The organism is Pseudomonas sp. MAG002Y, from assembly GCF_019400845.1.
Lineage (GTDB): Bacteria > Pseudomonadota > Gammaproteobacteria > Pseudomonadales > Pseudomonadaceae > Chryseomonas > Chryseomonas luteola.
The window spans coordinates 1-12,742 of record NZ_WOEJ01000005.1 but is presented as its reverse complement, the minus strand read 5'-3'; the positions used below and the strand labels follow the sequence as shown (position 1 = coordinate 12,742).

Here is a 12,742-nt window from a genome sequence, read left to right as displayed (position 1 = left end):
CAGCGGGCAAGCCTTGGCTTCCAGCGCCGAAAACACAAAGGCCCGGCTTTAGGACCGGGCCTTTGTGTCTGACACTCACTCAAGCCGCCATGAGGCGCTCACGCAGTTGCTGGATTTCATCACGCAGTTTGGCTGCGGCTTCAAATTCCAGATCACGCGCCAGCTTGAGCATACGCTCTTCAAGCTGAGCGATCCGCTTGGTGATATCTGCCGGTGAACGCAGCTCGGCCTCATAACGACCGCTGTCCTCGGCTGCCTTGGCGGCACGACGCTTACCGCGGGCACCCGGAACAGCCGCACCCTCCATGATATCGCGGATATCCTTCTTGATTCCCTTGGGCACAATGCCGTTAGCCTCGTTAAAGGCCAATTGCTTGGCTCGGCGCCGCTCTGTTTCATCAATGGCACGCTGCATGGAGCCTGTCATCGAATCGGCATAGAGAATCGCCTTGCCGCTCAGGTTACGTGCTGCACGACCAATCGTCTGGATAAGAGAACGCTCTGAACGCAAGAAGCCTTCCTTGTCAGCATCCAAGATTGCAACCAGCGAAACCTCCGGCATATCCAGTCCCTCACGGAGCAGGTTGATACCGACGAGCACATCGAACGTTCCCATTCGGAGATCGCGAATGATTTCTACCCGCTCTACCGTATCGATGTCAGAGTGCAAATAGCGAACCCGAACATCATGATCGGCCAGATAGTCCGTCAGGTCTTCAGCCATACGCTTGGTAAGGGTTGTCACCAGAACGCGCTCATCCTTGGCTACTCGCAAGCGGATTTCAGAAAGTAGATCATCTACCTGTGTCGTTGCCGGGCGGATTTCAATCTCCGGATCAACCAGGCCTGTCGGGCGCACCACCTGTTCAATAACACGGCCGGCATGCTCTGCTTCATAAGGCCCTGGCGTTGCTGATACAAATATGGTTTGCGGACTCCCCGCTTCCCACTCCTCGAATCGCAGCGGGCGATTATCCAGAGCCGAAGGCAGTCGGAAGCCATACTCGACCAGCGTCTCTTTGCGTGAGCGATCGCCTTTGAACATTGCCCCTATCTGCGGCACGGTTACGTGAGATTCGTCGATCACCAGCAGCGCATCAGGAGGTAGATAGTCATACAGGGTTGGCGGCGGCTCACCCGGAGCACGCCCGGACAGATACCGTGAGTAGTTTTCGATGCCATTGCAGTAACCCAACTCCATGATCATTTCCAGATCAAAGCGGGTTCGCTGTTCAAGTCGCTGCGCCTCAAGCAGGCGGTTTTGCGTACGCAGGAATTCCAGCCGATCCTTGAGCTCCGCCTTGATATGCTCAATGGCCTCAAGCAGCGTATCGCGTGGCGTGGCGTAATGCGTCTTGGGATAGAAGGTAAAACGCGGCAGCTTTCTGATGACCTCCCCCGTCAAGGGATCGAAGGCAGAAAGATTTTCCACCTCGTCATCAAATAGCTCTACGCGAATAGCCTCAAGGTCAGACTCAGCCGGGTAAATATCGATCACATCACCACGCACCCGAAACGTTGCACGGGAGAACTCCATATCGTTGCGCGAATACTGCAATTCAGTCAGACGCCGTAGCAGCGTGCGCTGGTCGATACGGTCTCCGCGATCCAGATGCAGCACCATCTTGAGGTAAGCCTTGGGATCGCCCAGGCCGTAAATGGAGGATACTGACGCTACGATGATTGCATCACGGCGCTCCAATAATGCCTTGGTTGCCGACAGTCGCATCTGCTCGATGTGATCGTTGATAGACGAATCCTTCTCGATAAAGGTATCCGAGGAAGGCACATAGGCTTCTGGCTGATAGTAGTCATAGTAAGAGACGAAGTACTCGACGGCATTGTCAGGAAAAAAGGCCTTGAATTCGCCGTACAGCTGAGCCGCCAATGTTTTATTGGGCGCCAGCACGATCGTGGGTCGCTGAATCTGAGCGATGACGTTGGCGATACTGAAGGTTTTGCCCGAACCGGTCACACCCAGCAAGGTTTGATGTGACAGACCAGCATTGATCCCTTCGACCATCTGGCGAATCGCTTCCGGCTGATCACCAGCCGGGGTATAACGTGTAGATAATTGAAATGCAGACATGAGCTTCCTCAAGAGGAGGTGCAGAGAGCCATCCTGCCCGAGATGCACCCCAAATAACCAACACGAACCCAGCGTTTCGTTGTCTGTACTCCTGGAATGACATTGCTATCCAGAATCTTTTAGATGCGTCCTGACAGCATATTTTTCAAGCATTGAACATTAGTCTAGTTACTGCCAGGCGGGACCTGTTTTTTGTCGCCCCGACAGACGATGCCCGCTATACTGTCTCCCCGCTTGCGCACAACGGCAATCGGGTCTTGTGCGTATTTTCATTCTTCTAAATCGAGCTTGCGCACAATGAGTTTGTTCTCTGCCGTCGAAATGGCTGCCCGCGATCCAATCCTGGGCCTAAACGAAGCCTTTAATGCCGATGCCCGCCCTACCAAGGTCAACCTGGGCGTTGGTGTCTATTACGACGAGCAGGGCCGCATCCCCCTGCTACGCGCCGTGGAAGAAGCGGAAAAGAAACGCGTTATAGCCCGCGCGCCGCGTGGATACCTGCCCATTGACGGTATTGCCGCTTATGACGAAGCAGTGCAAACCCTGCTGTTCGGTCAGGGCTCTTCACTGATCAGTGAAGGCCGTGTTGCTACCATTCAGGCATTAGGTGGAACCGGTGCATTAAAGGTTGGCGCTGATTTTCTCAAGCGCCTCCTGCCTGATGCCACGGTAGCCATCAGTGATCCGAGCTGGGAGAACCATCGCGCCTTGTTCGAAGCGGCAGGCTTTCCCGTACAAAACTATCGCTACTACCATGCCGCCACGAATGGTCTGAACCGCGGCGGCCTGCTGGAAGACCTTAACGCCCTTCCTCCGCATTCCATTGTGGTATTGCATGCATGCTGCCATAACCCGACCGGTGTCGATCTGCAGTTGGACGACTGGAAGGAAGTGCTGGAAGTCATCAAGACGCGCGAGCACGTGCCCTTCCTGGATATCGCTTATCAGGGATTTGGCGATGGCATCGAGGAAGATGCTGCAGCTGTCCGCCTGTTTGCCGAATCAGGTCTGACCTTTTTCGTTTCTAGCTCGTTCTCAAAATCATTTTCTCTCTATGGCGAGCGCGTCGGCGCACTTTCGATCGTAACGGCCGATCGCGAGGAAACCGCTCGAGTGCTGTCGCAAGTCAAGCGTGTGGTACGCACCAATTACTCCAATCCGCCGACGCACGGTGCCACGATCGTTGCGACTGTTCTGCGCGATCCAGAGCTACGTGCAATGTGGGAGGCCGAACTGGCAGAAATGCGTGATCGCATTCGTAGCATGCGCCACGCCCTGGTGGAAGGGCTCAGTGCAGCCGGTGCCAAACGCGATTTCAGCTTCGTCAATGAACAGCGCGGCATGTTCTCTTATTCAGGGCTGACGACCGACCAAGTTGATCGCCTGAAAGCTGAGTTTGGTATCTACGCGGTAGGAACTGGCAGAATCTGTGTAGCGGCACTGAACAGGAACAATCTGGACGCGGTTATCAAGGCTATCGCCGAAGTTCTCTAAGCGTGTTTTTTGTCTAAGGAGAAGTGTTGACTTCTCCTTAGCAATCAGTAAGATACGTTTCGTTGTTCCGCGATAGCTCAGTCGGTAGAGCAAATGACTGTTAATCATTGGGTCCCTGGTTCGAGTCCAGGTCGCGGAGCCAAATTCAAAACCCAGCCAGTGGCTGGGTTTTTTTATGGGCGCAGCCAGGCTTCATGCGGTAGCGTTCATGCAGAAATTCAATGGCGATCAAGCGCCCCGTGTTTTCCTTTTGCTGTACACTCCCGCCCTTTTTGCAAACTCTGCTTTGCAATCAGGTGCTGCCATAGGCAGTTGCCTGCACTGTAAGAACCCTTTCACTGGCAATACCGGTGAGCACTATCCGAGTCTGGAGCCTATCACCAGATCCTTGCTGCCCTAGTTGGACCTTTTGTTTATGACTGCCGTCTCCCTCCCTCCGGAACAACCGACCGCCTCGCAGGGGCAATCTACAGCAGAGCAAGCCACCACGGCGGAAAAGCCCCACCTGAACCGGGTACTGAAACCCAGGCATCTGAACATGATTGCCATTGGGGGCTCGATCGGCACAGGACTTTTCGTTGCGTCAGGCGCGACCATCGCCTCAGCAGGGCCTGGTGGTGCCCTGCTCGCCTATGCCCTGATTGGTCTGATGGTGTATTTCCTCATGACGAGCCTCGGCGAGATGGCGGCCTATATGCCCGTTTCAGGCTCCTTTAGCACCTATGGAAGCCGCTTCGTTGAGGATGGTTTTGGCTTCGCCCTGGGTTGGAACTATTGGTATAACTGGGCGGTGACGATTGCAGCCGAACTTGTCGCTGCGCAGTTGATCATGAGCTTCTGGTTTCCGGATGTTCCCGGAATCATCTGGAGCGCGGGCTTTCTTGCCTTGATGTTCCTGCTCAATGTCTTTTCAGCGCGCGGATTTGGAGAAAGCGAATTCTGGTTTGCCCTGATCAAGGTCCTGACAGTAGTCATCTTTATTGGCATTGGTCTAGCCAGCATCTTTGGCATCATGCACGGCGTTGAAGCCCCGGGTTTCTCCAATTTCACGCTTGGTGAGGCGCCTTTCGTGGGTGGTCTTCAGGCAATGGTAGGCGTGGCCATGATTGCGGGCTTCTCTTTCCAGGGAACCGAGCTGATTGGCGTGGCAGCAGGTGAGTCCGAAAATCCGAAAAAGAACATTCCGATCGCTATCCGCCAGGTTTTCTGGCGCATCCTGATGTTCTACATTCTGGCGATTTTTGTAATTGCCATGCTGATCCCTTATACCGACCCACGCTTGCTGCAAAACGAAGCCAGTGACATTAGCGTTTCCCCGTTTACGCTGCTGTTTGAACGTGCAGGCTTCGCTGCTGCAGCTGGCGTCATGAATGCTGTTATTCTTTCTGCCATTCTGTCTGCCGGAACTTCTGGCATGTACGCCTCGACGCGCATGCTGTTTAGCCTGGCCGAGCAGGGTAAAGCCCCCCGTCTGTTTGCCAAGGTCTCGCGAAACGGCATTCCACGTAATGCCTTGTACGCAACCACACTGGTAGGCGCCCTGTGCTTTTTGACTTCGATTGTTGGCGATAAGGTGCTTTATACTTGGCTTCTGAATACCTCAGGCATGTGTGGCTTCATTGCCTGGCTGGGTATTGCCATTTCCCATTATCGATTCCGCAAAGGCTATGTCGCTCAGGGCGGAAGGCTCGAGGACCTGCCCTACCGGGCTAAACTCTTCCCTTTCGGGCCGCTACTTGCATTCGCCCTGTGCCTATTCATTACCATGGGGCAGAACTACACAGCGCTTATTGGCGAGCAGATCGACTGGGCAGGTCTGGCAGCAACCTACATCAGCATTCCTCTGTTCCTGCTGATCTGGCTGGGCTACCGCTTCAAGCACCGCAGCCGACTGGTTCGGTACAAAGAGATGGACCTGAGCTCTAGTGATTGACGCCTTTGACCCCGGCTCATGGCCGGGGTCTAGCTGGCATAGAGATAGGCTTCGATATCAATACCGGCCTCACGCATCTGTGCAAGCTTGTAACGCAGGGTGCGTGCACTGATACCCAGCCGATCAGCCGCTTCCTTACGCCTTCCTCGCTCAGCACGTAACGTTTCCATGATGACCTCGAATTCACGGCGACGCAGGTCATCTCCCAACGCTCCTGCAGTTAGTGATTCATCAAGAGCGGTAGGACTTAAAGGCGCTTTGACTGCAGCCACTGGCGGAGCGATATCACGCGCAAAAAATCCGGGAGCACCGTCAAGGCATAGGTCTTCAGGCTCAATGGTACCCGCCTGCTGCAGAATCAAGGCTCGCTGAACCGCATTATCCAATTCGCGAACATTTCCCGGCCAACCGTAGTGCTGAAGCAGCCTGGCAGCTCCTTCCGAAAACACAATACCGCTCTGCCCTGCCCTGGCGGCATGCTTTTTCAAAAGCTGATCTGCAAGCGGCAGAATATCCGCAGGGCGCTCACGAAGCGGTCTCCATGCCAAGGGAAAAACAGACAGCCGATAATACAAGTCTTCTCGAAAGCGTCCGGCGGCCACTTCAGACGAAAGGTCCCGGTTGGTGGTTGCCAACACTCGAATATCCACCTGCTTGGGTTTGCGCGCACCAACACGCTCTACTTCTCGCTCTTGAAGCACCCGCAGAAGTTTGGCCTGTAACCCTAGCGGCATCTCGGATACTTCATCCAGCAGGATAGTGCCACCATCAGCCAACTCGAACTTGCCTGGCTGTGAGGCGATGGCACCGGTAAAAGCGCCCTTCTCATGACCAAACAAGGTGGCTTCAAGCATGTTATCCGGGATGGCTGCGCAGTTGATGGCTACAAAAGGTCCATCTGCGCGCATTGATTGCAGATGGATATAACGAGCCAATACCTCTTTCCCTGTACCGGATTCGCCGGAAATCAGCACGGTTGAATTACTTTTTGCAACCCGGGCCGCCAAGGCCAGGAGCTGACGACTTGCCGGCTCTTGGGCAACAGGACTGTCTTGTTCATCAGCGGCTGAATGACTTACATAACGCTCGACTCGCTCCAGCAGCACCCGAGGGTCGAATGGCTTGACCAGATAATCCACAGCACCTTGCCGCATAGCGTCCACAGCACGCTGAATGGAGCCAAACGCGGTCATCAGCAGGACCGGTACATGCCATTGTCTCTGCTGAATACATGCCATGAGCTGATGACCATCCATGCCGCCCATGTTCACATCGCTGATGACCAGCCCATAGGCGCTCTGACCCAGTGCTACCAGTGCAGACTCTGCACTGTCGACCGAGTCGAAATCGAAGCCACCGACCTCTAGCGTATCCTCCAGTGCTTCGCGCAGGGCTGCATCGTCTTCTACCAGCAGAATACGAGCGCTCATAGGGGATTCTCCATCAGCACCAATCGCGGTCCATGAAGCGGCAAGACAAATGTCATACAGGTTCCCCTGCCTGGCCTGGAGCGAATCAACAGGTCGCCGTGGTGAGCCTTGGCTACGGTCCTGGCTACAGTCATGCCAAGGCCGGTTCCCATGGGTTTGGTGGTGAAAAATGGCTCGCCAAGCCGCCTTACCGTTTCAACGGTCATACCGGGGCCGCTGTCACTGATGGACAATCTCAGGGTGTCCTGCCTAGCGTACGCGTGAATCTTGTACCGCGCGGTCTTGCCTGCGGCCTGCACAGCGTTATGGACAACATTCATGACTGCACCTACAAACGTGTCCCGGTTACAAAGCACTTCTCCTACAAATGCATCGCATTGCCATCGCAATTGCAGATCTTCCAGGTAGGGATTGGCAATTGACTGGATGGCAGCGAACAACTGAACGGGAGAAACTCGATCATTGAGCGGCAGCTCACCGCGCGCAAAGATCAACATATCCTGAACCTGGTTCTCAAGCTCATGGAGGCGATCTTGGAGTCGGTCGGCAAATCGTTGCTGCTGCTCGAATGGCAGGGATCGCTCAGACAGGTGACCTGCATACAACATGGCGGCAGATAAGGGTGTACGAATCTGATGTGCAAGCGAAGCAACCATGCGCCCCATGGAGGATAAGCGCTCATGGCGAGCCAACTGCTCCTGAAGGCGGCGCGTTTCAGTCATATCGCTCAGCATGATGAGCTGACCGGGTTCACCGTCCAGCGAGCGTGTCGCCAATGACACCCGACGACCACTTTTGAGTGATACCTCATGCCCATCATCTTTGCGAGGCGCGAAGCAGCGACCGATAACGTCCCGCCAAAGCGTTCCTACCAGCGGCTCGCCTAGTAGACCGACTGCAATAGGATTGGCCTCGCAGACAACGCCCTGCCCATCCAGAACGATGATGCCGGCCGGAAGAATATCGAGAAGACTTTGCAGTCGGTTAGCCAGCCGCTCCTTCTCTGCCAACTCCTGAACACGTTGGGCGGTTTCGCGTGCAAGCTCACCTTTCAGATCCGATAGACGATTTTCAAGCCAGCCATAGGGCTCATTGAACAGATCGGAGATGGGCTCAAACAGAACACTAGCCTGCTCAAGTGTTCGTCTGACGTCATCCGTAGAAGGCGTATTAGAAGGAACCGGCGTTACAGATAAACTCATGCAGTACTCTCTGTTTAATGACAGGAAGTCGTCACCAGACAGAGAGTGTGCAAGCTGCGTGCCGTTAGTAGAGCCGCCTCAGAGGCAAGCGTTACTCCTCATCCGCCAGTTCGTCCTCACGACGACCCATACCATACTTACGCATCTTTTCGACCAGGGTAGTACGCCTGATACGCAAGCGCTCGGCCGCCCGAGCGACCACACCGCCAGCATCATCAAGGGCTTGCTGGATAAGGCTTTGCTCAAGATTCGCCAGATAATCCTTGAGATCCAGCCCTTCTGACGGCAGTAGCGCAGAAGATGCTGCCGGACCCGGAAGACTGGCTAGCGCTACCGCTTCCCGCTCTTCAAGTTCTTCACGCAAGGACGTGGTCATTGCGTCGTTTTCATCTTCTACGTAACGGAATTTCTGTGGCAGCTCAGCTACACCGATAACGCCATAGGGATGCATGATCGCCAGTCGCTCAACCAGGTTGGCAAGCTCACGCACGTTACCCGGCCAGCTGTGCCGGCACAGCGACATGATAGCCGCCGAGTTAAAGCGGATGGAGCCGCGCTTTTCATGCTCCATACGGGAAATCAACTCATTGATGAGCAGCGGAATATCTTCTGCACGATCCCGCAGGGGCGGCATATCGATTGGAAAAACGTTAAGGCGATAGAACAAGTCCTCACGGAAGGACCCATCCTCAATCATCTTCTCGAGATTCTTGTGAGTTGCTGCAATGATGCGCACATCGACTGTTTGAGTCTTGTTACTGCCCACACGCTCGTAGGTACGCTCCTGCAACACACGCAACAATTTGACCTGCATGTTGAGTGGCATATCGCCGATCTCGTCCAGGAAAAGCGTACCGGTATTGGCCAGCTCGAACCGCCCGGCGCGGTTAGTAATGGCCCCGGTAAACGCACCCTTCTCATGACCGAACAGCTCACTTTCCAGCAATTCAGCTGGAATAGCGCCGCAGTTCACCGGAACAAAAGGGCCGTCTTTACGTTTTGAATGGAAATGCAGGTTGCGCGCAACAACCTCCTTACCTGTACCTGACTCACCGAGAATCAAGACACTGGCTTCGGTATCTGCGACCTGCTGCATCATCTTCCGCACACCCTGAATGGCGCGGCTGGTGCCGACCAGGCTACGGAAAAGATTGGGCTCACGCTGGCGTCCGCGGTCTCGCGCTTGGTCATACATATCCCGATAGACCTGAGCGCGATGGAGCGAGTCGAGCAGCTGGTTGTATTTAACCGGAACCTCTAAGGTCGCCAGGATGCGCCGCCGGACATCATCCGGCCAGTCGCTGTACGTGACGGCACCCAGCAATAGAATAGGGAGGACCTCGTCAAACGCTGCCAGCTTTTTTAGCAGCTCGACGCTCCCCCCCTGCGCGTCGATCTGGCCCAGCAAAACACACAGTACTGCTCGACTACTTTCAAACGACTCGACAGCCTGCTCCCAATCAGCACTCGTACAGGCGACATGCTCTTCGCCTAGAAAGGCCAGAATGACGGCAAGATCGTGGCGACGCTTCGCGTCATCTTCTATCAGGAGGATTTTAGTTTCACGCCACATCTTCAATTATTCCCTTTCCGCCAAAGACCACTAACAGGCATAGCCCTAGTAAAGTCAAAAGTGGGAACAGAGTCAATTTTATGACGTGTTTTTCTTACTTTAAATTTATTCCGCTGGTCGTATTCTTAGCCAAATAACTTGTAAACATTGGCTGCTTTTTGGGATCGCTTTACTCGGGTTGCTTTTTTTGCAAGCTCGTTACGCTGCATCCGACTAGCGTAGATCAGCTTCCCGTAAAAAGAGAGCAATTCCTCTAAACTTAAACGCAAAGCATAATCATTACGTGGCTGCTCTTGCATAGCTTCGTCTATGTATAAACGGCAAGCTATATCCAAGGGCCCTATTGCGTCCCAGTCTTGATTATCGAGTGCGGTAGCCATAGCTTCCCGCGCCTCATCTATTCGCTGAATAGCCAGTGACATAACGCGATCTCCGATTTTCTTAGGCTGTAGGCGCTATGCCATCCCAACCTTCTTTGACGGTGCGTAACAGCTTGGCAACCTCATCTATTTTTGTTTCATCGTTATGCTGGTTCGCCTCGATCAAACGTTGTGTCATATAGACATACAGATCATTAAGATTAAGGGCTATCTTCCCCCCTTTCTCAGGATCCAATGCTTCACGCAAGCCACCGATGATATCAATTGCCTTACCAATCAGAACGCCTTTTTCAGCAACCTGACCGCGAGCCATAGCTCCTTTTGCTTGAGCAAGCCTCGTTAAACCCGTCTCCATTAGCAACTGAACCAGTCGATGAGGACTGGCTTCCAATACTTGAGCGTGCGTGTTTACCTGCTGGTAATGACGCATAGCTGATTTGGCATACATGAATGAGCTCCTCACGTACTCGGTTTCGATGTCTTTATATCGGCCTGACGAATGAAAGCTTTAAAACAAAAAAGCCCGCACAAGGCGGGCTTTTTTCACATCAAGAAATCATTCTTTCCTGTTGTTTAACGCGTTTAGCGTCGTCATCAAGCTTGTACTGGTAGCATTTAACTGAGCTACCAAACTATCCATCGCGTTATACTTGGCGTTCAAAGTCTCTTCAAGCTTCTCAATTCGAAGATCAAGCGCTGACTGCTGGTCAGTCAAACTATCCAAGGTAGTTTGAAGACTGATTTTCCTACTATCAAGAATACCCTTCGACTGAGTATAGCTATCAACTCTGCTATCAAGTCTTTTTAGAAGTCCTGAGTCGCCAGTGAAAAAGCCTGCAACAGCGGAATAGTTTTCAGTCAGAGCCTTATCCAGCTTGGTACTGTTAACTTCAAGCGTACCGTCCTGCTTGGTCATGATACCTAACTGGGACAGCATACTAATTCCACCCGTGCTAGAGTTCTGTACGTTCGTAAGTTCATTACGAATATCACTTAGAAGACTCCGCACAGTAGCATCGCCTGTAAGCGCAGCTGCTGTAGTGCTTGAAGAGTCCGAAGCTACGGTAGAAGAGACTTTAGTCAGGGAGCTGGTAGTCTGCATCAATGCGTTGTAAGCATCAACAAACGTTTGAACAGACTTTTTAAGACCATCCTTATCAGTGGAAACAGATACGGTAGAAGTACCTACTCCACTTAACGTTAGGGTAAGCCCACTGATAGTCTTGTCCAGTGTATTACTTGGACTGGTCATCTCCAAACCATCAACCGTAAAGCTGGCATCCACCGGACGCGCCTCTACGAAACCACTAACGAGCTTACCGTTAGCATCCTTCACCTGAGTCGTGCCATCAACTGCGAAAGCAGTAAGCGCACTATCGCCTGTAGTGATCGAAAGATCAGTACCCGCTCCAGTTGTCGTTGAACTCAAGACAAGCCGGCTGCCTGATGAGTCAGTCAAGATGTTAGCGGTGATACCCTTACTTTGCAGCTGCTGGTTAATCGCATCGCGCACTTCAGATAGAGATGATCCAGCCGGAATATCGACGTCATAAGAACTGCCTGTGCCCGAGGCGGAACCCTGAGTAATAGTCAGCTTACCGGCATCAGCAGTCGTTACGCCAGCCGCCATGACTTGAGTAGCCACTTTAGAACTGGTTGCAAGATTTTTAACATCAAGGGAATAACTGCCATTTACAGAACCAGTGCTGGAAGTGACAGTGACAGTCTTTTCGTTGGATGACTTGGCAGTTAACCCAACAAAAGCAGACTCGCTGTTAAGTTTTTTTACCGCACTCTGGAACGTTTCCAAAGCACTTTTCAGACTACCAATTGCCGAAAGTGTAGTATTGGCTTTTTTGGTCTGAGTATCGATCTGATTCTGCTTGGGTGCTTTTTCAGCATTAACTAGCGCTGAAACGATAGATTTTGTATCGACACTTGACCCAAGACCACTAAACGAAATACCTGCCATGATTTTCGCCTCAATAAAATTTTGACTATCTAGTCATCATGGTTTTAAGTAAGCATTATCCAGGCCAGTTTTAAACCTTATCCTGAAGAAGCGCGATATTGTCACCCTTTAAGCTTTGAGCCAGTTTGAGTGCTTCCTCTGAAGGAATCTGCCGGATTAACTCACCACTGGCTTTGGCAATAACCTTGACGACGACATCTCCGGTGCTTTCGTCAATAGAAAACTTGAGATTGCGCTGCACCGAGTCGACAAAATCCTGGATACTTTTAACGGCTTGCTCTACTTCTTTGGCATCCGGCTTAGGTGTTTTTGCTTTTGCCAAAGCAGAATCATTTAAAGACTGACGGTCGCCGGCACTTGTTTCCGCCTTGGCGGAGTTTCCGCTGTGGGCGTAAACCGTATTCAGCTTGACATTCATGTCCATGTCATCACCTCACAAACAAGAAAACGAGGAGGTGCTTTCGCACCCCCTCGTTGCTAGCGACTAAACGCTCATTACTGGAGCAGCTTGAGTACAGCGTTCGGCAGCTGGTTGGCCTGAGCCAGGATCGCAGTCGAAGCCTGCTGCAGGGTCTGCTGCTTGGTCATTTCTGATGTTTCGGCAGCAAAGTCAGCATCCTGAGTACGGCTGCGAGCGGCAGTAGCGTTCTCGCTGATGTTCTGCAGGTT

The 12,742-nt window shown here is 52.8% G+C and carries 11 protein-coding genes and 1 tRNA gene; 3 read left to right on the top strand and 9 right to left on the bottom strand.

Annotation, left to right across the window (positions count from 1 at the left end; translation table 11 throughout):
• Window positions 1-79: 79 nt before the first annotated feature.
• A complete protein-coding gene (gene uvrB / locus GM154_RS08510) occupies window positions 80-2,089 on the bottom strand; it encodes an excinuclease ABC subunit UvrB (RefSeq protein ID WP_010797897.1) in 2,010 nt (669 codons plus the stop codon).
• A gap of 297 nt (window positions 2,090-2,386) precedes the next feature.
• Here uvrB and GM154_RS08505 point away from each other — a divergent pair, with 297 nt between their 5' ends.
• The 3 genes from GM154_RS08505 to GM154_RS08495 all read left to right on the top strand — a co-directional run bounded on the left by GM154_RS08505 (window position 2,387) and on the right by GM154_RS08495 (window position 5,516).
• On the top strand, window positions 2,387-3,583 hold the full coding sequence (locus GM154_RS08505) for an amino acid aminotransferase (RefSeq protein ID WP_219651882.1): 1,197 nt from the start codon (window positions 2,387-2,389) through the stop codon (window positions 3,581-3,583).
• A gap of 66 nt (window positions 3,584-3,649) precedes the next feature.
• A tRNA-Asn gene (locus GM154_RS08500) sits at window positions 3,650-3,725 on the top strand.
• A 273-nt stretch (window positions 3,726-3,998) separates the two neighbouring features.
• On the top strand, window positions 3,999-5,516 hold the full coding sequence (locus GM154_RS08495; RefSeq protein WP_010797895.1) for an amino acid permease: 1,518 nt from the start codon (window positions 3,999-4,001) through the stop codon (window positions 5,514-5,516).
• Window positions 5,517-5,545: 29 nt separating this feature from the next.
• Here the strand turns inward: GM154_RS08495 and GM154_RS08490 are convergent, their stop codons facing one another.
• The 8 genes from GM154_RS08490 to GM154_RS08455 form a co-directional block, all read right to left on the bottom strand.
• Window positions 5,546-6,946 carry a sigma-54 dependent transcriptional regulator gene (locus tag GM154_RS08490; protein WP_219651880.1) on the bottom strand — a complete coding sequence of 467 codons (1,401 nt, stop codon included), beginning with the start codon at window positions 6,944-6,946 and terminating at the stop codon, window positions 5,546-5,548.
• Complete coding sequence (locus GM154_RS08485) at window positions 6,943-8,148, bottom strand: PAS domain-containing sensor histidine kinase (RefSeq protein ID WP_219651878.1); 1,206 nt, start codon at window positions 8,146-8,148, stop codon at window positions 6,943-6,945. Before GM154_RS08485 ends, GM154_RS08490 begins: the two co-directional genes overlap by 4 nt.
• A gap of 91 nt (window positions 8,149-8,239) precedes the next feature.
• A complete protein-coding gene (locus GM154_RS08480; RefSeq protein WP_010797892.1) occupies window positions 8,240-9,721 on the bottom strand; it encodes a sigma-54 dependent transcriptional regulator in 1,482 nt (493 codons plus the stop codon).
• Window positions 9,722-9,846: 125 nt separating this feature from the next.
• A complete protein-coding gene (locus GM154_RS08475) occupies window positions 9,847-10,143 on the bottom strand; it encodes a hypothetical protein (RefSeq protein ID WP_010797891.1) in 297 nt (98 codons plus the stop codon).
• A 19-nt stretch (window positions 10,144-10,162) separates the two neighbouring features.
• Window positions 10,163-10,549: a flagellar export chaperone FliS gene (fliS, locus tag GM154_RS08470; RefSeq protein WP_010797890.1), complete on the bottom strand. Its 387-nt coding sequence runs from the start codon at window positions 10,547-10,549 to the stop codon at window positions 10,163-10,165.
• Window positions 10,550-10,657: 108 nt separating this feature from the next.
• Window positions 10,658-12,073 (bottom strand): flagellar filament capping protein FliD, encoded by a 1,416-nt coding sequence (gene fliD, locus GM154_RS08465; RefSeq protein WP_219651876.1) that lies wholly within the window; start codon window positions 12,071-12,073, stop codon window positions 10,658-10,660.
• Window positions 12,074-12,143: 70 nt separating this feature from the next.
• Window positions 12,144-12,497, bottom strand: a complete 354-nt coding sequence (locus GM154_RS08460) for a flagellar protein FlaG (RefSeq protein WP_010797888.1) — start codon at window positions 12,495-12,497, stop codon at window positions 12,144-12,146.
• 71 nt (window positions 12,498-12,568) lie between these two features.
• On the bottom strand, window positions 12,569-12,742 hold a 174-nt coding region (locus tag GM154_RS08455), incomplete at its 5' end, for a flagellin (protein ID WP_258019788.1).